The sequence below is a fragment of the Chryseolinea sp. T2 genome (assembly GCF_037203685.1).
Classification (GTDB): domain Bacteria; phylum Bacteroidota; class Bacteroidia; order Cytophagales; family Cyclobacteriaceae; genus Chryseolinea.
Genome location: NZ_JBBCAU010000003.1, coordinates 141390 through 161360, shown reverse-complemented (window position 1 = coordinate 161360; position 19971 = coordinate 141390). Strand labels below are relative to the sequence as shown.

Below are 19971 nucleotides of genomic sequence, written 5' to 3'. Positions count from 1 at the left end.
GATCTGCGTGCAAACGGTACGCCGTCTTGGTAGCCAACAGTTTTTCTTTTACATTTAAATATTAGTTAAAGAAGATGAGTAGAAATCGCGTATTATTTTATTTGGTGTTCCTGGCCTTTCATGTGGCCTCTTTCATATTTACGCTTTACATACAGGACTTTTCTTTCTTGACGAGAATTTTTGAACACATCAAGTCGTTCAAGTTCATCACCTTCTTTGGATTAATGTTGATGGTTACTGACATAATCTGGACGTGGATCGGCAACCGCGATACCAGAAAGGAGAATGCTGCACTCAAGCATGAGTTAAACACGTTGAAGGCTAAATTGTTCGACATCCAGGAGGTGGCGAAGCAGCAGGAAGCAGCGAAGAACACGCCGAATATCAAGTAGATTTTTTTTGTCGTATGGTCGCGAAAACCTTTGGCGGCGCCGTGCATGGTGTCGACGCAAGGACGATCATGGTTGAAGTGAACGTTGGACAGGGAACGAAGTTCTTCATGAGCGGACTTCCCGACAGTGCAGTTAAGGAAAGCCAGCATCGTGTTGAGTCGGCGCTGAAAAGCTGTGGCTACTTCATGCCGCGAAATAAAACTGTTGTAAACCTCGCACCCGCGGATCTCCGAAAGGAGGGGGCTGCTTATGACTTGCCGATCGCTTTGTGCGTTCTCAAGGCCTCAGGACAACTCTCCTGCGACACAATCGCTGACTTCCTCATCATGGGGGAGTTAACGCTCGACGGAACACTGCGGCCTATTCGCGGTGTGTTGCCAATCGCAATTCAGGCAAGTCGTCAACGGGTTAAAGCGTTACTACTACCCGCTGATAACGCGAAGGAGGCCGGAGTTGTAAACGACGTGAACGTCATCGGCCTAACCAACCTGCGACAAGCAGTGGAATTTCTCGAAAACAAAATTTCTATTGAGCCGGTAATAACCAATGTGAGTGAAACATTCAAAAGACATCAGAATGTTTACGATTCAGACTTCAAAGACGTTCAGGGCCAGGAAAACATCAAACGTGCGATGGAGATCGCAGCCGCCGGCGGTCATAATCTCATTATGATTGGTCCGCCGGGTGCCGGAAAAACAATGCTAGCCAGGAGATTGCCGACAATTCTTCCTCCACTCACCTTGCAGGAAGCATTGGAGACAACTAAGATTCATTCAGTAGCAGGCAGATTAAGCAGCGAAGCGACGTTGTTGACGGCAAGACCTTTTCGCGCTCCTCATCACACAATCAGTGATATCGCTCTGGTAGGAGGTGGCAGTCATCCACAGCCTGGAGAAATCTCTCTAGCAAACAATGGCGTGCTGTTTTTGGATGAACTTCCGGAATTCCGACGCTCTGCGCTCGAGGTGATGAGGCAACCAATGGAAGAGCGTCGCGTTACCCTTTCACGGGCACGCAATACCATTGAATACCCTGCGAACTTCATGCTCGTGGCAAGTATGAATCCGTGTCCTTGTGGTTACTTCAATCACCCGGACAAAGAATGCGTGTGTGCGCCCGGAATGGTTCAACGGTACATAAATCGAGTGAGCGGTCCGCTGCTTGATCGCATAGATATGCATGTAGAAGTAGTGCCAGTGGCTTTTGATGAGTTAACAGCTTCAAGAATTCCCGAAACCAGTGACGCCATCCGCGGTCGTGTCGTCATCGCGCGCGCACTTCAAACAACACGTTTCGTTGCAACAGGTGGAATTTATTGTAACGCTATGATGCCATCGGGCATGGTGAAAAGAATCTGCAATATTGATGACGGAAGTCGTCGACTGCTAAAGAACGCAATTCAACGTCTGGGATTGTCTGCAAGAGCGTACGACAGGATATTGCGTGTTGCACTAACTATTGCCGATCTCGAGGGAAAAAATGCGATTTCAAGCGCTCACATTGCTGAGGCAATTACTTACAGAAGCCTTGATCGCAGTAGTTGGTCTGCTTACCGGGCTTAATTGGCGACATTGTCAACAATGTGTATAATTAATACCCATTCTAGAAAGAACTTCTAACTATACTTTCTATATTTGAAAACACAAAGATGAGTCTCGCCCACACCTGCTCATTCAGTTTTTCAGACTTTTTCTAGGCTTTAACGATTAACAAATGAATTGCCGCTTTTGCAGCGCGCCACTCAGCAGTAAATTTGCTGAGCTGGTAAACAGCCCGTTATCCAATTCGTTTCTGACGCGAGACCAATTGAACGAGCCAGAGACCTATTTCCCATTAACCATTTATGCTTGCTCCAACTGCCACCTCGTTCAGGTGGATGAGTACAAGAATGCAAGGGAAATTTTCAACAACGATTACGTTTACTTCTCATCCTACTCCACAAGTTGGGTGGCACATGCCAAACGATATGTTGAGTCGATGATTACACGCTTCGGCTACAATAAGGAATCACTTGTTGTAGAGATCGCATCGAACGATGGTTATCTGTTGCAGCATTTCAATAACGCAGGGGTTCCTGTGCTTGGCGTCGAGCCAACAACCAATACCGCTCGCGTTGCAATTGAAAAAGGTATTCCAACACTCACGGAATACTTTACTGCAGACTTTGCCAAATTACTGGTAAGTCTCGGCAAAGGTGCTGACCTCGTGCTGGGAAACAACGTTCTTGCACACGTTCCGAATATCAATGATTTTGTCGAAGGACTGAAAATCGTTTTGAAGCCCACAGGCGTCGTCACGATGGAGTTCCCTCATTTGTTAAAGATGGTTGAACAATGTCAGTTCGATACAATTTATCATGAGCACTACTCTTATTTGTCTTTTACAACAGTTCAAAAAGTGTTCGCTGCGCATGGATTGGAGTTGTTTGATGTAGAAGAACAACCAACCCACGGTGGCTCGCTCCGGATCTTTGCAAAGCACGTCAACGATACTTCAAAAGCAGTTACGAGCAATGTCGCACGTATGTTGAAGAAGGAAGCAGACGCTGGCATGCTCACGCGTGAATATTACAAGTCGTTCCAGGCACAGGTTAATGCTATTAAAAATCAGTTCCTGCGTTTCCTCATCGAATGCCAGGATAACGGCGGAAAAGTTATTGGCTACGGTGCAGCAGCAAAAGGTAATACACTGATGAATTATGCCGGACTCAAGGGCAATGACCTCATCAAGTTTGTCGTCGACGCAGCACCATCAAAGCAGGGAAAGTTCCTGCCAGGTTCACATATACCTGTGTACAACGAACAAAAGATCGCCGAATACCGGCCCGACTATGTGATCATCTTCCCGTGGAACCTCAAAGATGAAATTATGAATCAGCTCGCTTACATTCGCGAATGGGGTGGACAGTTTGCTGTGTTCGTACCGAAGCTTCAGGTATACAATCCTAACATGGAGAAGGTCGCTTAATCAAGTCCTTGATTCCGATACCGGTTTCATTTATCCAGTAACAACAACGCCCTGGCATTTATTCAGGGCGTTGTTCTTTTGTTGCCTGTCGTATGCATCATGGCAACGGAGTATTGCTTATCGAATTCTTTCAGCTACCGCTGAAGTATAGAACCAGGCTGTGTCAGGCTGTCTATTCGACAACATCCGCATCAAACGCGCTATTTACGATCTTACCATTGCGCTTCATCTGAATCCAGATTCTATAGTGGCCCGCCGATGGGAACGCATATGGAAATGACACCATGCTGTGCTGTGGGTGCGATGGATCCAGTGTTGGATGCTGCATGGCCGCCATAAGGATAGTATCTCGTTCCGCCTGGCTCATGGAGTTGAACTTTGCAATTACCTGGTCGATGCTGTCTCTGAACGCAGCGGTGCGCGGCAGGTTCTTCACCTCGATTCGTCCCGCCTGCTTCTCAAACCTGTCCTTAAGCGTATTTTGAGAGGCCATGGAATAGCTTCCAACAGGGTGAAGATGGATATATACAGTCCCGTCGTCTTTCATGATTACCGCATGTCCGGGCATTCCCATGTAGGGTTCAATAGTGGCCGGTTTGCCCTGATCATCCTGCAGGTTGAACTTTAATGAATACAATGTATTCGCCTGAAGCTTTGTAGATGGATCATGCTCCCATGTAAGCATCGACCCGTCGCTAAGGGGCAATCGCACGCCGGGCTTGCCGCAAATCAATACTTCGGGACCAGAATCCAACGGAGTGGCTGGACGAGACACAGCATTGGTGAAAAAGTAAGTATCGTCAGAGTCGCCGCGTTGATCGGAAGCAAGCGACACAGGGGTCGCTTTATTATCAATGTCGATGGTATCAGGGATCGTTTCAGAAAATCCACTTAAACGGGTAACATCTGCAAATACCAGATATCGTCCCTGAGGTAACGGCGGCAATGGCGTCGTGAAAGTCACAGAGTCTTTCCGGGTTGGATGAAGATGTGCGAAAACGTCAAGGCTTCCCGCGCGCACCAGAAACATGTGCATCAGCTTCCCGTGATCGGGAATGATATAACTCATGTTCCTCGTCACGGCCAGCGTTCGAAGGCGGGTGGTGTCTACAACAAATTGTAACTCACGGCCTTCTGTACCCGGAACTATGGTGGTGGTTGCCTTAAACGGCCTGTACATGTACCGTTGGTAGTGCCCCGCCCAGTCGTCCCACCACGACTTTCCCCCATACAGGAGGAGGCCGAGGAATATAGCACTGGCAATAATTCCTCTCCAGCGTTTCTTCCTGACCGCAGCCGCGTCCGCAGTAGACGCCAATACACTGTCGCTGACGCTGGCTCCGATGATCGTAATCATGAGTCCGACCAATAGTACTGCAAGACCAACCAGCGTCCATCCGAGCGAAGCATCCATCTTTCGCTGTACCGTCGAGACGGCCATAACAGGCACCATAGCTTTACCACCGCCAGTGCCCTGCACGTCGACTTCAATTGCCGATGTTCCGGGGTCCATCAACCAGATGTTCCCGCGATAATGCCCGGGCTCTCCGGGAACAGGCATCATTTGGTCCGCCTGTGGTGTGCCCTGCATACCAATAGCCCAGTATACCGGTTTAGCAAAGATGGATTGAATCTTATCTGCATCCGTGTAAATGTCTACCGTTGCAGTCCCCGGAATTACCTGGGGCGGAATGATCAGCACCATAAGTGGAATTGATCCGGCATTTCCCTCAAAGGTTACACCGGGGCTTCCAATGTGCGCTAGCAGTATCGAAGGACACAGTATGGCTAACAGCAAAAGAAACTTTCTCATAAGGGGATATCTTAATCAGCAAACGATATTCAAATCAACGAACGATTCGCTTCATCCAGTTGCCCCACATCAGGCCCACGCGTGCGCTCAAAACTGCAATTACGAACGCGATCGGCATACCGATCAACCATTCTTTTGCCGTCGACGTCATCCATGGCGCATAGGCATACCGGTATTCCCAGCTGGGATCAGATCCGAAATACCATTGTGATGTACCAAAGAAATAATGCCCCTTTGAAGCCATAAGGAGTGAACCGAATGGCCATTGCACAAGGAAGAAAATAAAAACAAACACCGCTCCGTATCGGAGTGCACGCAGCCAGTCATTTTTCGTTTTGGAGCGCAAGGTCAGCACATCAATCGCCATCGCCGGAAAGATCAGCAACAGTGGAAACTCGAATGGCTGAAAGTGAGTGATCGGATTCAGCACAGGTCCCAGTCTCGGTGTTGCAGGAAACAATGGCAGTATCCAGTTCATCAGCATCATGAACAGACTATAAACGATTGTCGCCTGGGTAGCGCCCCATCTTTTACGGGCGGAAACAGAGAAGGCAACAAGCAGTAACGGGAAAACGAAACCAGTGATCTGATAAAACAGCACCTGATGCATGTCATGTCTTCCCATGTATTCCGACGCCATTGTAAATGTCATGGCCAGAATGAACCCCTCCGAAAAAGGCAAGAGCGAGTCGAGCCATCGTGCTTCCAGCGGCCGGTCGCCGTGCACGTTCTTGTAGGTCAGCACCGATACAATGGCACCAAATTGAATGGTGATCATTCCCAGCAACAGAATAGTATGGGGAGGGGACAGGATGGTAACGTCAAGGCCATACGCATTATGCCACCAGTCGTCGAACGGGGCAGACGTAAGCATGGCTATAGCACCCCAGATACAAAATAAATTTCCGAGCGCACCGTAGAATATGCCCCAGAAATGAACGCTCCGGCTTTTTTCCAGGGGCGAGCCCGTTATTGTTATTCTTAAAACACGATAGCCCGAAAATATGCCAGCGACAACACCTCCCGCGTAGATCGCCAGGTGAGGTGCCGAGAATAATCCATCACGGCCGATGCTGATGTGCCACGATATGTCCCAGATAAGGCCGATCATTATGCTGAACGACGACAGAACAATCGCGATGAGATAATAAGGGGTTCGTTGCTCTCCTTGATCTGATGTGAGCGGTGTGAAAATGGCGGTCTCCATAACAGGGAAGTGTTCCGGAAGCCAAGATAGGATTTTACTTTCGACGATTACCGGACAAGGGGAAATTTGTCCGGACTGGAACGGATGCGTTAAGTAATATACTAGAACGACACGATGAATGTTGTACCGATGCCGGGCTCACTCTCTGCACGGATACTTCCGCCCAGGGCTTCCACCTGCGTCTTCACAAGGAATAAGCCGACACCGCGGGCGTCTTTGTGGTGATGAAATGTCTTATGCAGCCCGAAGAGCTTATGCCCGTGCTTGGCCAGATCAATGCCCTGCCCGTTGTCAGTAACTCTGAGCACGATCGCATCGCCTTTCATCGATGTTTCAGCATGAATGTGCAGCGTTCGATGAGGTGAACGATATTTGACCGCGTTGCTGATCAGATTTTGGAAAATGCTTTCCAGGTACGGTCTGCTATATTCAATAGCAGGAGCCCGCATGAAATCAAAAGTCACATGCGCCTCGCATTGGATCAAATCACCCTCAAGTGTTTGAACAACCTTATCGAACATGTCTTTAAAGCGCAATAACGCCCGATCCACATTCGCTTCCTTCTTCACCTTGATCATCTCCATGAGGTCATTCATGGTGTCTGAAAGGTTCGTAGATACATTCTTAAGCTTGCTGAAGATCTCGCGATAGTCGCTGATCGGACTGTTGTCGTCCAGCAAACTGATCAGACCCTTGATGTTCCCTATGGGCGACCGAAGGTTGTGTGAAATGATATGGGCAAACTCATCAAGCTGACGATTTTGTTCCTGGAGATTGAGCGCGAGCGCTTCCAGGTTTTGTTTCGAACGCAGCAGCTCTTCTTCTGAACGCTTGCGATCGGTGATATCAATGGCAAATGCCGCGTATCCCATCAGCATGTCACGCTCGTCCCAGAGACCACTTACTGAAAGAAGCACCGGAAAACGCTTTCCGTCCTTCCGGATATAGGTCCATTCCCGATGATCAGCGATCCTCCTGAGACGTGGCAGCGTGGTGAACACGTCCATGTTAGGTTCGACCTCGTAGCCAACATCAGCTGAAAGCTCGTCAGCGCGTTGAATGAGTTGCAGATTGTCGTGAAGAATCAGCGGAGACATCTTGTTCACCATTTCACCTGCCGCGTACCCGGTGAGTTGTTCGGCTGCCTTGTTGAAGCTGGTGATGCGTCCGTCCACATCCATCGAAATAATGGAGAACGCTGTGGTGCTGATTATAGATTCCTGTAGCCTGAATGCATCCGCGAGGGCATTTAAGAATAGATCCTGTTGAACGATCTTCGTAGCTACTGAAGTCTTGGGCAATTGTTCAAAATTAATTGCGCAAAGTTAATGTTTTTAAAACCCGCACGAAAACGCTTAACGGAAAAGTTGACCGCTTAACTGAATCCACGTTGACGCGCCGCCTCAAACACAACAATAGCCGCTGCGTTGGAAACATTAAGAGAGTCAATCGCGCCTCGCATGGGTATGATTATCCGGGATGTAGAAAATTCTCTCCAGCCCTCTGAGATGCCAGTCGATTCAGTTCCCATTACTATCGCAGCGCGTGAAGTGAAGTCAACAGTGTGATAGGGGACTGCTCCCTGAAGATCGGTAACAAAGGCGTTTATCCGTTCCGTCTTCAGCCACTGCATGACTTCATCGGGTGTTGCGACAGCAGTTTGTGTAGTGAAAATGCAACCAACACTGGAGCGTACAACGTTAGGGTTGTAAAGGTCTGTTTTTGAGTCGCACACTATCACGGCATCGATATGTGCCGCATCTGCGGTGCGCAGCATGGCTCCCAGATTTCCGGGCTTTTCAACGCCTTCAAGAATGAGTACAAGGGGCGTGGCAGATAGTTTCAGCTTGTCCAGTGTGTGCACTTTCTGTTCGGCAACCGCTACAACGCCTTCGGTTCCTTCACGATACGCAATCTTACTGAATACAGAATGTTCTACCGGCAAGAGCAAACGATCATCCTGCACCAGTGCTGTTGCCTCTTCACGGCTGATGATATCAGGGCAGAAAAAGAGGCTGACGATCTTATAGCCATATCGGTGGGCAAGAGATACCTCCCGCACTCCCTCAAATACAAACTGTCGTTCACGTGACCGTTCCCGGGGCTTCTCCAGCGAAAGCACGTGCTTGATCTTCGGATTTTGATGACTGGTGATCAACGGATGCATAGACCTGATACCTGGCTGTATGTAATCAGTGCCCAAGTTTCTTAACTTTGCTCCGAAAAGCAAGAACTCCATTGGCGCTTAAACTATTGCACCCGTCCTCCTGGAAAGAATATGAACTCATTGATTCAGGAGATTTCGAAAAACTTGAACGATTCGGAAAATACATTTTGATCCGTCCCGAACCTCAGGCCATATGGAGCAGATCACTCTCTGAAGCTGACTGGCAGCGCCAGGCGCATGCGCGTTTCGTTCGCGAACAATCTGACAAATTCAGATATACTGATGACGTAAAAGGAGGTTGGAAGAAGAATTCCGACATGCCGGAAAGCTGGTTTATCAACTATCATCACCCCGCTTTTGATCTTAAACTCCGTCTGGCATTGACTGGCTTCGGTCACGTGGGCATTTTTCCGGAGCAGGGAGCAAACTGGAATTTTATTCATGAGACCATCTCTTCATGGAAGCTTTCGTCGCCCCGTGTGCTGAACATCTTTGCTTACACGGGAGCTGCCTCAGTCGTTGCCCGCGAGGCCGGTGCCGATGTGGTCCATTGTGATGCTTCGCGCCCTGGATTGAACTGGGCAAAACAGAATATGGAACTCAACGGACTCAAAGACATTCGTTGGGTGTATGAAGACGCCTTCAAATTTGTGCGTCGTGAATTGAAGAGGGGCAACAAATACAATGGCCTCATCATGGACCCGCCACCCTATGGCCGCGGTCCGGAAGGGGAGAAGTGGTCGCTTCAGGAACAACTGGAAGAACTGGTTCGCATGGCCCACGGCCTGCTGGATGAAAGGAATTACTTTTTCATCATGAGTATGTATGCAGTCGGCCTGTCTGCCATCGTGGGACTCAATGTTGCAAAGAGCTATTTTGATGTTTCTCATGCGGAATACGGCGAGTTCTTTCTGAAGTCATCCAATGGAAAGGATCTTCCCATGGGAACGTTCCTGAGGATCAGAAGTCAGGACAGCGCTGCAATCAAATAGCCGCATACGTAGGTGCGATCAATTCGCAACTCCAGGAACGGTCATTGTCCGCCTTACCAGAGACTTACCAGAGACTTACCAGAGGTAAGACTTCTCCAATGGTCCTCCGCTCTTTTAACGCTCCCTCAACGCTCCCTCAACGCTCTTTTGCCGCACTCTCAACGCTCTCATGCCGCTCTGTTATCGGACTTTCCCACACTCCTCCCAGACTTTTCCAATGCACGCCCAGACTTCACCAGCATTTTTCCAGACTTGCCCACAGTTTTGGAACCATTGCCACTATTGTACCCGCCTGGCTCTGGCGTTGTAAAAGTAGATACAACAACTGCTATACTGACCGCCTCCCGATATATACAGAGAGTCGCCCCGAAAAGTGACCTGCTTTGGTGACAACGAATTTCTCTCTGGTTCAGACGTAACAATTATTTCGTTATCGTCTGTCAACTGGATCAGGGGAAAAACGACATCAAGATAAGAGATGCCATCAAGATTAGTGGTAACGGACATCTTACCCTCCGAACAATTATTTAGACTGACAACCGCGGAAAACCAGTCATCCCTTGTCCCCGGAACAGCGCCCGGAAAACTATTAAACCCAGATTCCACGGTAACAATGCTGATCCCCGCTGGCTACCCGCCGATCCTCCTATAAGTCCTCATTTGTCTGACTACGACAGTTGAAGGACATCATATCGCGTGGCGGCGCACCCGGTATATTCCAGACTTTTACCGGCATTGATCTTTACATTCACCGCGGTTGGTTTGAATCGCAGCCTGGCTATTGCGTCAAGATGACATACAGGTAATTGGCCTAGTACTTTGACTGGTCGTTAATGAAGCGTCAATGAAAGGTCAATGAAACCTACGCAGAGTTAAAACCTCGTAAAAAACTGGCTTAAACACCCCATCGACCTGCCTAAAAGTCAGGGTTTATCGGTCCCCCTCACCACAATCCGGGCTCGAAGTATCTGTAGGGAAGACTGAAGTGCTGGATTTAACCATTGTGTTACTTCTTGAATGAATTTTCTTAACAGTCGCAATTCGGAAAGCTGCGACATTTGAATGCTTTCATCCCAGAACAAACGTTGCCGTCAAAACATAATACTGAAACAGGTGTAGGTCTCCAATGAATGTTCGGCAATTGGTCAGCATTGATTGTTATCAATCGTCCGGAAAGTGTTTTCCAATGTCTTCACAGTGATTCTGCAAATCAACAAATAATCGTACCTTTGCGGCCTAAAATCAAAAGCAGAATCGGGAATTATGGACGTTAAGAAGATCAGGAACATAGCCATTATCGCTCACGTTGACCACGGTAAGACGACATTGGTGGATAAACTGTTAATGGCTGGCCACCTCTTTAAGGATCACGAGAATCCTGGTGAGCTCATCATGGACAGCAATGACCTGGAACGCGAGCGCGGAATTACGATTCTTGCCAAGAACGTGTCGGTGCGCTACAAAGATTACAAGATCAACGTTATCGATACCCCTGGTCACAGCGACTTCGGCGGAGAGGTTGAGCGCGTGCTGAACATGGCCGACGGCTGTCTTTTGCTCGTTGACGCTTTCGAAGGTCCGATGCCGCAAACGCGCTTCGTACTGCAGAAAGCACTTCAGCTTGGATTGAAGCCAATCCTGGTTATCAATAAGGTCGATAAGAAGAACTGTACTCCCGACGAAGTACATGAGCAGGTATTCGAACTCATGTTCGCCCTGGATGCTACCGAAGAGCAGCTCAACTTCCCTACATTCTATGGTTCTGCAAAGCAGGGCTGGATGAGCGCCGACTGGCGCAAGCCCACTGAAGACATTAACGCCCTTCTAGAAGGCGTGATCGAATTCATTCCTGAACCTAAAATCGACAACGGCCTTACTCAGATGATGATCACATCACTTGAGTACTCTGCGTACATCGGTAGGGTTGCGATCGGTCGCGTGCAGCGCGGCTCCGTAAAACCCGGACAACAGGTTGCTCTCGTGAAGCGCGATGGCCGGATCGTGAAGACCCGCATCAAAGAAGTATACGTCTTCGAAGGTTTTGATAAGAAGAAAGTCGATGAAGTGAATGCCGGCGAGATCTGCGCATTGGTCGGCCTGGAAGGTTTTGAAATCGGCGATACTGTTGCCGACATGGAAAAGCCTGAGGCATTGAAGTCGATCGCGATCGATGAGCCAACTATGAGCATGCTCTTCACGATCAACAACTCACCCTTCTATGCGAAGGAAGGCAAGTTCGTTACGTCGCGTCACATCAAGGAAAGACTTGAAAAAGAGCTTGAGAAGAACCTCGCTTTGCGCGTTGGAGATACAGGTTCGGCAGATAGCTTTATCGTTTTTGGCCGTGGCGTTCTCCACCTTTCGGTGTTGATTGAAACCATGCGTCGTGAAGGATACGAACTTCAGATAGGACAGCCTCAGGTAATCTTCCGCGAGATCAATGGCGTGAAGAGCGAGCCTGTCGAAGAACTCACGATCGACCTTCCTGAAGATGTTTCCGGAAAGGCAATTGAAACCGTTTCACAGCGCAAGGGTGAAATGCTCAACATGGAACCTAAGGGCGATCGCATGATTCTCAAGTTCCTCATTCCTTCACGTGGAATAATGGGACTTCGTAACTACCTGTTGAACGTTACTGCAGGTCAGGCAATTGTTACTCACCGTTTCAAAGAATATCAGCCATACAAGGGAGAGATCCCAGGTCGCATCAACGGATCGTTGATCGTGATGGAACAGGGTGAAGCCATTGCTTATAGCTTGCACAACCTGCAGGACCGTGGAAAGTTCTTTATCAGCCCGGGTGAACCTGTTTATGAAGGACAGGTAATCGGCGAAAACAGCCGCAGTGGCGATCTCGTGATCAACGTTACCAAGACGAAGAAGCTCACCAACATGCGCGCTTCCGGTGCTGACGAAAAGATGAAGATCGCTCCTCCGATTAAGCACACTTTGGAAGAGGCACTTGAATACATTCAGGCCGACGAATACGTAGAGGTTACACCTCAGTCTATCCGTTTGCGCAAAATTTATCTTAACGAGAACGAGCGGAAACGCAACAGCAAGTAGGTATCGGCCGTTTCCATAGGCATGAGGAAGCCCCTGACCGCAGTATTACCTTTCCTTTTGGTTTTTGGCGCTTTGCTGTGCAGCATCAGCGCGCAGGCCCAGTTTTCCAGGAAGGTCGACGAACGTGTCGTCCAGGCAGATACACTCATGTCCCGCGAAGACTATGCAGGTGCCCTCGCACTGTACACTAAGGTCATTGAGACCTCAAAGCTCAATACACCTCAGGAAGCTCACGTTCTTTACAAAAGGGCATATTGCTACTACACCCTGGAGCGTTTCGACGACGCCCTGACGGACATCAACCGTTACATTGAAAAAACGGACGATCTCCAGGCAATCCTGTTACGTGCATACGTCTATCAGGGACTGGGTCGATCAGATGATCAGTTGAACGACATCAACCGCCTGGCTCAGAATAATCCGGACAATCTCGATTTACTCCGATGGCGGGCTTCGGTACTGATGGATGCCGAGAAATATAAAGACGCACGCCGCGATATAAAGAAGATCATGATGATCGACCAGGGCCCTGACGTGGCCGGATATCTCGGTCTTACTTACTATTACGACAACGACCCCGATAGTGCGCTGATCATTTTCGACAAGGTCCTCGCTTCTCATCCTGAGCATGCACAGACTTATGTTTATGCCGCCTCTCTTGCGCTGGAGGAAGAAAGCTTTCCATTAGCGCTCAACTATATCAACAAAGGACTCCAGCAGGATCCCGCGAACAATACGCTCATATTCTACAAAGGCATCGCGCTTGTTGAGAGTGAAAAGACCAATGAAGGTTGCCGATGCCTCGCCAAAGCCTTCGCCGCCGGCACCGATGACGCAGGCGATTATCTGAAACAATACTGCTACGGCGTCGAGTAAGATTGCCTCTGGAGCCGTTAGAAATCACCGATCTGTATTATCCGACTATTACCTGGCGATTAAGCTTCAGGTGAAATTGTGTTTATTTTCCATAAATTCAACAATCTTCACCACGCTAACCTGCATCGTCTATGAACAAAATACTTGTACCATGCGATTTCTCAGCTCAGGCCATGAGTGCAGTTAAGATGGCTGCTGAAATTGCAACACAGTCTGATAGTGCTTTGCATATACTGAACGTAGTAGAGGTGCCTCTGATGCACGATAGCATGCTCATGCCAACATTGTCGTTCGAGGAGGAAACCATGAGCGAGTTGAGAAAAAATGCCCTTACGCAGTTTGAAAAGATTAAGGCCGAGTATTCTTCATTGCAGGTCGTTACCGAAGTACTCTACGGTGGCCCGGCGGCGATGATCTCAGACTACATAGAAGACAAGCAAATAGAGCTCGTGGTCATGGGAACAAAAGGAGCAAGCGGCCTCAGGGAATTGCTGATCGGATCTACCGCCGAAAAGGTGGTGCGCGGCGCTACCTGTCCGGTAATCACCGTGCGCGTGGAGGTATCACCTAAGGTGATCAGAAACATTGTGGTCCCCAACTCACTCGAACCGGAACAAGAGATTCTGGTGACCAGGTTGAAGCAGCTTCAGCAAATGCTGAAAGCGACGTTGCACATTGTTTGGATCAATACACCTGCGAATTTTACTCCAGACAATATCACAACGGTCAGGCTAAAGGATTTCGCTCAGCGTTATATGCTGACCAACTTCACCCTGAATATTTACAACGACATAGAAGAAAAAACCGGGGTAATCAACTTTGCCAAACAAAAGGAAGCAGACATGATCGCCATGGGAACGCATGGACGTAAAGGCATCAGCCATCTGCTCATCGGTAGTATCGCAGAAGACGTTGTGAATCATGTACAGATCCCGATCTGGACAACACATCTTGATGCACGCTGATTCTTACATGCTCCGCCGGTACTGACCACCCACCTCGAACAACGCATTGGTAAGCTGACCAAGGGAACACACCTTTGAAGCCTCCATGATCGCCTCAAATACATTCCCGTTGACAAGGGCTGCCTCTTTTACGGACGACAATGCTACCGGTGATTTATCCTTCTGAAAATCCTGCAGGTTGTGGAGCATATCTATTTGGTACTCCTTTTCTTCTGAAGTTGCGCGAATAACTTCACGGGGAATAATCGTCGGTGATCCTTTTGAGCTTAGGAAAGTGTTCACCCCAATGATGGGATAGTCACCATTGTGCTTCAGATTTTCGTAATAAAGACTTTCCTCCTGGATCTTACCCCGCTGATACATGGTCTCCATAGCGCCCAAAACCCCGCCGCGTTCACTGATCCGGTCAAACTCCGAAAGCACAGCTTCTTCTACGAGGTCGGTCAGTGTTTCGATGATAAAGGCACCCTGCAACGGATTTTCATTCTTCGCCAGTCCAAGTTCCTTGTTGATAATAAGCTGAATCGCCATTGCCCTCCGCACTGATTCCTCGGTGGGTGTTGTAATGGCCTCATCATAGGCATTTGTATGCAGCGAATTGCAATTGTCATAGATCGCATACAACGCCTGCAGCGTCGTGCGAATGTCATTGAAGTCAATTTCCTGAGCATGCAGCGAACGCCCTGAAGTCTGGATGTGATACTTGAGCATCTGTGAGCGTGCATTCGCTCCATACTTATGGCGCATGGCGCGTGACCATATCCGTCGGGCTACACGTCCGATTACTGCGTACTCCGGATCAATACCGTTGCTGAAGAAAAATGAGAGGTTAGGTGCAAAGTCATCAATGTGCATGCCTCTGCTCAGGTAGTACTCAACATAAGTAAATCCGTTGGAGAGCGTGAAAGCAAGTTGCGTGATTGGATTGGCGCCGGCCTCTGCGATGTGATACCCGGATATGGATACCGAGTAAAAATTCCGAATGCTATTGTCAATGAAATAAGCCTGCACGTCACCCATAAGGCGAAGGGCAAACTCAGTAGAGAAAATACAGGTATTTTGCGCCTGGTCTTCCTTGAGGATATCCGCCTGTACGGTTCCGCGAACCTGTGAAAGTGTTTCCGCCTTGATGCGATTGTAGACTTCGGCAGGCAGGACAAGATCACCGGTTACTCCCAACAGCATCAAACCAAGGCCGTCGTTTCCATTGGGAAGTTCTCCCTGGTATCGGGGCCTTTCATCTTCTTTACCTGAATATAAATCTTTGATTTTCTTTTCAACTTCCGCGGCCAGTCCGTTGGCATTGATGTAAAGTTCACACTGCTGATCGATAGCAGTATTCATAAAGTAGCCAAGCAGCATCGGCGCAGGACCGTTTATGGTCATCGACACTGAAGTACGCGGATCGGCCAGATTAAAGCCACTGTAAAGTTTCTTCGCATCATCAAGACAGCAGATGCTGACACCGGCGTTGCCGATCTTTCCATAGATATCGGGACGATAGTCGGGATCATTTCCATATAAGGTCACAGAGTCAAATGCCGTCGACAATCGCTTCGCCGGCATCGAATGGCTCACGTAATGAAAACGACGATTGGTTCGCTCTGGTCCACCTTCACCGGCAAACATCCGGGTTGGATCTTCTCCCTCGCGTTTGAATGGATAAATACCTGCGGTATATGGAAATTCTCCGGGCACATTCTCACGAAGGTTCCACTTCAGAATATCACCCCACGCCTTATAACCTGGCAGCGCCACTTTAGGAACACTGGTCTGTGAAAGCGTAGTTAAATGAGTTTTGATGCCGACCTCGCGGCCTCTGACATTGAATGTAAAAACCTCGTCGTGATATTTTTTCACCTTCGCCGGCCACGCTTCAATCAGCTTTTGGTTTTCAGGAGCAAGTCCCTCGCGTAATGATAAAGTCCTGGTGTCAAGCTCTTCGGCCAGGGCAGGGGTTGCGTCCTGCAACAATCCTTTCGTGGTCTCTAAAGCATAAAGCTTTTCTGCAATTTCTGACTGCTGCTTTATCCACGTCTCTGTAGCGCGATTGCTTTCCGTGATTTCGCTCAGGTATCGGGTCCGTTGTGGAGGAATGATGTATATTTTCTCCGATGGTTCGTTCCCCACGGATTGACCTGACTGTAAGGACGCGCCTGTCTTCCCGTTTATGATTCCAATAACTGCGCGGTATAAACGATTCGTTCCTGGATCATTGAATTGAGAGGCAATTGTTCCATACACTGGCATTGATGATACCTCCTCCGTCCATCGCTGATGGTTGCGCTGATATTGTTTTTGCACGTCGCGCAAGGCGTCTGTGCCTCCCCGTTTGTCGAACTTGTTCAAGGCAATGACATCAGCGAAGTCAAGCATGTCAATCTTCTCCAGCTGACTTGCTGCTCCGTACTCCGGAGTCATTACGTACATCGATACATCACAATGTTCTACGATCTCTGTATCACTCTGGCCGATACCGGAAGTCTCCAATATAATGAGATCAAATTGCGCGGCCTTGAGAATATCCACTGCTTGCTGTACATGCTTCGACAAGGCAAGATTACTTTGTCTCGTGGCGAGCGAACGCATGTAGACGCGCGGATTATTTACCGAGTTCATCCGGATACGGTCGCCCAGGAGAGCGCCACCGGTCTTTCGCTTGGAAGGGTCTACCGAGATAAGTCCCACGGATTTATCAGGGAAGTCATTTAAAAATCTGCGAACCAGTTCATCCACCAGCGACGATTTACCAGCACCACCCGTTCCTGTAATTCCAAGTACAGGAGTTTTGGATACGGACGCCTGTTGACGAAGCGCATCAAATGTTCCACTATGCTGGTCGTGATTATTTTCAGCCGCCGAAATGAGCCTCGCGATTGCTGACGGCTCTTTTTCTTTTATCCTGCTGATCTCATCTTTCAATTCGGCGCCGAGCGGAAAGTCGCTCTGACTAACCAGATCATTGATCATGCCCTGTAATCCCATGCGGCGTCCGTCATCAGGCGAATAAATGCGCGTGATCCCATATGACATTAACACTTCGATCTCCTCAGGGAGAATCACTCCGCCACCACCTCCAAAGATGCGTATATGTGATGCGCCCTTTTCATGAAGCAGGTCATACATATACTTGAAGTATTCGTTGTGTCCACCCTGATAGCTCGTCATGGCGATTGCCTGAACGTCTTCCTGGATAGCCGTGTTAACGACTTCCTCCACACTCCGGTCGTGACCAAGATGGATCACTTCAACACCTGTTGATTGAATGATCCTTCGCATAATGTTGATTGCCGCATCATGGCCATCGAAAAGACTGGCCGCAGTAACAATGCGAACTTTGTGTTTCGGAGTATATATGGCAGGATTCGTTGGCTGCGATTCGCGCTTTTGAGGCGTGACAGTTTTGTTCATAAATAACGTCGCTTTAGACTTCGGTAAAAGCCGCATTTACAGCTTCAAAAATAGAGATAAGGGTACGATTAAACTAATGCTGCCATTTGTCTGCGACTTATTACCTTGCGCCATCATGCGTGTCTGGTTTTTTACTCTGGTTGCAATTTGTTTTCTTTCTTATGTTCCTGTTGAACGTACGGGGAAAGTTGTAAAAGTAGTGGATGGCGACACGTTTGATATACTCGATGAGTCGAGCACCACGCGCGTCCGCTTGTTTGGCATAGATGCACCCGAACGGGGACAGGCATTTAACAAGCGTGCAAAGGCGTTTACGGATTCGTTACTGTCGGGCAAACAGGTCCGTGTCGTAGTGCGCGACAAGGACAGATACGGCAGAACTGTCGGCGATGCATATTTGTCAGACGGAACACATGTAAATGCCGAAATTGTACGCGCTGGATATGCATGGCAATTCAAGAAGTATAGTACGGATCCGGAGATCGCACGATTAGAGGAAATTGCACGCAGTCATCATCGCGGCTTATGGGAGGATGCGCAAGCAATCCCACCATGGGAGTTTAGAAAAGGGAAGCGATAATTTTATTGAGCTGAGACAGGGCGATATCGTTACGTCGTGGTGACATGAATTGAACTATGTTTTTAGCCATTGGAAACGAAAAGTAAAGAAATCGATTATTGTAAATGCGCCCAATCGTGATATGGTCCTGACCCTGATCAAACGCATTCTTAAAATACTGCTGATTGTTATCGGTGCGCTGGTGGCCGTAGTGCTGGTCATTGCTGCCCTGGTGCTTATTCCCCAGGATCGCGGGGTTCATCACGAAACGCTGATTAGTGAGATGCACAAACGGGTAGACAGCCTGGGTACGCCGGTTGAAGGTACACGTGGTTTCACAGTGGGTTATGCAAAGGAAAACATCACACCCACATACTTAACTGCAACAGCGGGATATGGCAACCGTCTCGGCAAGAAAGTAACATCGATTCACGATTCCATCTACGTGCGATGTATTGTGGTCGACAATGGCGCGAGCAAAGTAGCTATCGTCACGGCTGACCTGCTTCTGATGCCGCCGGAAGTCGCGCTTCTTCTCGAAAGTGAACTCTCATCGATTGGCTTTTCTCCAGACAACACCTTCTTCGGCGCAACGCACAGCCACAACAGTGTAGGAAACTGGAGCCATGGAGCGATGACGGTAATGTATGGTGACTATGATGATGCATTAGTCCATCACATCAAGGACAATATTCTCCTGGCAATAAAAAATGCCGATGCTTCTAAAGTAAAAGCTTCAATTTCTGCAGCACACATTCCGGTTACAGATGCGGTGCGGAACAGGATCAATAAGAATAATCCGGTTGACTCTCTTTTGCGGGTTATCCGGATAGTACGCAGCGATAGCGCGAAGTTGTTATTGTTGAACTTCACAGCGCATGCTACCTGCTTATCGGACGACAACATCGTGCTGTCTGGCGACTATCCCGGGCTTCTCACAAAGTCTCTCGAACAGCAGGGCTACAAGTTCGCCATGTTTATGGCTGGAGCTGTCGGCAGCCATGCCGGCAAAACCAAAGAACGTGAGTGGCCTTGCGTCGAGGAAATGTCGTCTAAACTGGCAACGGCCATGAAACAGAACAGCGGTGCTTTTGAGCCTGTAGCGGACACCACACTTTGGATGGGGCGTGTAAAGCTGTCGTTGACAGAGGCACAATTCAAAGTGTCAAAGACCTGGCGGTTGAGACCATCAACATTCAATGGGCTTATGGGTGACTACCCTGAATACATCACGGGGTTAAGGATTGGGAATCAGCTGATGCTCGGAACACCATGTGATTTTTCCGGTGAGTTTTATCCTGCTCTGGATTCGATGGCTGCCACGCGCGACCTTAATCTGATGGTGACGAGTTTCAACGGTGGGTATATTGGATACGTCACACCCGAAAGATATTACGATGTTAATCACTATGAGACGCAACTCATGAACTGGTATGGTCCTGGCACAGGCGAGTACTTGATGACTTGCCTTGAAATGCTCATTGATCATGCGGGTAATGATGGCGTTGACTTCGGTGAAATAAATACGAAAAGATAAATTCGACTGTTAAACTATC

Annotated in this window: 14 protein-coding genes; 9 read left to right on the top strand and 5 right to left on the bottom strand. The window is 48.7% G+C overall.

All coding sequences use genetic code 11. The features are described from left to right. Positions 1-74: 74 nt before the first annotated feature. The 3 genes from WBG78_RS10505 (at position 75) to WBG78_RS10495 (ending at position 3359) form a co-directional block, all read left to right on the top strand. On the top strand, positions 75-392 hold the full coding sequence (locus WBG78_RS10505; RefSeq protein ID WP_337326379.1) for a hypothetical protein: 318 nt from the start codon (positions 75-77) through the stop codon (positions 390-392). A gap of 14 nt (positions 393-406) precedes the next feature. After that, positions 407-1954, top strand: coding sequence for a YifB family Mg chelatase-like AAA ATPase (locus WBG78_RS10500; RefSeq protein WP_337326378.1), 1548 nt, complete (start codon positions 407-409; stop codon positions 1952-1954). A 151-nt stretch (positions 1955-2105) separates the two neighbouring features. After that, positions 2106-3359: a class I SAM-dependent methyltransferase gene (locus tag WBG78_RS10495; protein ID WP_337326377.1), complete on the top strand. Its 1254-nt coding sequence runs from the start codon at positions 2106-2108 to the stop codon at positions 3357-3359. 172 nt (positions 3360-3531) lie between these two features. Here WBG78_RS10495 and WBG78_RS10490 read toward each other — a convergent pair whose 3' ends face one another. The 4 genes from WBG78_RS10490 to WBG78_RS10475 all read right to left on the bottom strand — a co-directional run bounded on the left by WBG78_RS10490 (position 3532) and on the right by WBG78_RS10475 (position 8618). Beyond that, positions 3532-5172 (bottom strand): hypothetical protein, encoded by a 1641-nt coding sequence (locus WBG78_RS10490; protein ID WP_337326376.1) that lies wholly within the window; start codon positions 5170-5172, stop codon positions 3532-3534. Positions 5173-5206: 34 nt separating this feature from the next. After that, complete coding sequence (locus tag WBG78_RS10485) at positions 5207-6379, bottom strand: hypothetical protein (protein ID WP_337326375.1); 1173 nt, start codon at positions 6377-6379, stop codon at positions 5207-5209. Between the two features lie 101 nt (positions 6380-6480). Continuing rightward, positions 6481-7680: a sensor histidine kinase gene (locus tag WBG78_RS10480; protein WP_337326374.1), complete on the bottom strand. Its 1200-nt coding sequence runs from the start codon at positions 7678-7680 to the stop codon at positions 6481-6483. 74 nt (positions 7681-7754) lie between these two features. After that, positions 7755-8618: a TrmH family RNA methyltransferase gene (locus WBG78_RS10475; protein ID WP_337326373.1), complete on the bottom strand. Its 864-nt coding sequence runs from the start codon at positions 8616-8618 to the stop codon at positions 7755-7757. Here WBG78_RS10475 and WBG78_RS10470 point away from each other — a divergent pair. The 4 genes from WBG78_RS10470 to WBG78_RS10455 all read left to right on the top strand — a co-directional run bounded on the left by WBG78_RS10470 (position 8594) and on the right by WBG78_RS10455 (position 14445). After that, a complete protein-coding gene (locus WBG78_RS10470; RefSeq protein ID WP_337326372.1) occupies positions 8594-9538 on the top strand; it encodes a class I SAM-dependent methyltransferase in 945 nt (314 codons plus the stop codon). The two genes, WBG78_RS10475 and WBG78_RS10470, sit on opposite strands and share 25 nt — an antisense overlap. A gap of 1263 nt (positions 9539-10801) precedes the next feature. Beyond that, positions 10802-12604 carry a translational GTPase TypA gene (typA, locus tag WBG78_RS10465; RefSeq protein ID WP_337326371.1) on the top strand — a complete coding sequence of 601 codons (1803 nt, stop codon included), beginning with the start codon at positions 10802-10804 and terminating at the stop codon, positions 12602-12604. Positions 12605-12625: 21 nt separating this feature from the next. Next, positions 12626-13480, top strand: coding sequence for a tetratricopeptide repeat protein (locus WBG78_RS10460; protein ID WP_337326370.1), 855 nt, complete (start codon positions 12626-12628; stop codon positions 13478-13480). A gap of 131 nt (positions 13481-13611) precedes the next feature. Continuing rightward, positions 13612-14445 carry a universal stress protein gene (locus tag WBG78_RS10455; RefSeq protein WP_337326369.1) on the top strand — a complete coding sequence of 278 codons (834 nt, stop codon included), beginning with the start codon at positions 13612-13614 and terminating at the stop codon, positions 14443-14445. A 3-nt stretch (positions 14446-14448) separates the two neighbouring features. On the opposite strand, the gene WBG78_RS10450 is transcribed toward WBG78_RS10455, so the two are convergent. Continuing rightward, positions 14449-17856: a methylmalonyl-CoA mutase family protein gene (locus tag WBG78_RS10450; RefSeq protein WP_337326368.1), complete on the bottom strand. Its 3408-nt coding sequence runs from the start codon at positions 17854-17856 to the stop codon at positions 14449-14451. Between the two features lie 115 nt (positions 17857-17971). Between WBG78_RS10450 and WBG78_RS10445 the strand changes: the two genes are divergently transcribed. Both WBG78_RS10445 and WBG78_RS10440 read left to right on the top strand, forming a co-directional pair. After that, entirely contained in the window at positions 17972-18436 is a 465-nt protein-coding gene (locus WBG78_RS10445; protein WP_337326367.1) for a thermonuclease family protein, read from the top strand. Between the two features lie 121 nt (positions 18437-18557). Continuing rightward, positions 18558-19952: a neutral/alkaline non-lysosomal ceramidase N-terminal domain-containing protein gene (locus WBG78_RS10440; RefSeq protein ID WP_337326366.1), complete on the top strand. Its 1395-nt coding sequence runs from the start codon at positions 18558-18560 to the stop codon at positions 19950-19952. The last annotated feature ends 19 nt before the right edge of the window (positions 19953-19971 follow it).

Bases quoted from the DNA above. Each gene is read 5' to 3' on its own strand.
- WBG78_RS10505 (WP_337326379.1), top strand. From the start codon at position 75: ATGAGTAGAAATCGCGTATTATTTTATTTGGTGTTCCTGGCCTTTCAT.
- WBG78_RS10500 (WP_337326378.1), top strand. From the start codon at position 407: ATGGTCGCGAAAACCTTTGGCGGCGCCGTGCATGGTGTCGACGCAAGG.
- WBG78_RS10495 (WP_337326377.1), top strand. From the start codon at position 2,106: ATGAATTGCCGCTTTTGCAGCGCGCCACTCAGCAGTAAATTTGCTGAG.
- WBG78_RS10490 (WP_337326376.1), bottom strand. From the start codon at position 5,172: ATGAGAAAGTTTCTTTTGCTGTTAGCCATACTGTGTCCTTCGATACTG.
- WBG78_RS10485 (WP_337326375.1), bottom strand. From the start codon at position 6,379: ATGGAGACCGCCATTTTCACACCGCTCACATCAGATCAAGGAGAGCAA.
- WBG78_RS10475 (WP_337326373.1), bottom strand. From the start codon at position 8,618: ATGGAGTTCTTGCTTTTCGGAGCAAAGTTAAGAAACTTGGGCACTGAT.
- typA (WP_337326371.1), top strand. From the start codon at position 10,802: ATGGACGTTAAGAAGATCAGGAACATAGCCATTATCGCTCACGTTGAC.
- WBG78_RS10460 (WP_337326370.1), top strand. From the start codon at position 12,626: ATGAGGAAGCCCCTGACCGCAGTATTACCTTTCCTTTTGGTTTTTGGC.
- WBG78_RS10455 (WP_337326369.1), top strand. From the start codon at position 13,612: ATGAACAAAATACTTGTACCATGCGATTTCTCAGCTCAGGCCATGAGT.
- WBG78_RS10450 (WP_337326368.1), bottom strand. From the start codon at position 17,856: ATGAACAAAACTGTCACGCCTCAAAAGCGCGAATCGCAGCCAACGAAT.
- WBG78_RS10445 (WP_337326367.1), top strand. From the start codon at position 17,972: ATGCGTGTCTGGTTTTTTACTCTGGTTGCAATTTGTTTTCTTTCTTAT.
- WBG78_RS10440 (WP_337326366.1), top strand. From the start codon at position 18,558: ATGGTCCTGACCCTGATCAAACGCATTCTTAAAATACTGCTGATTGTT.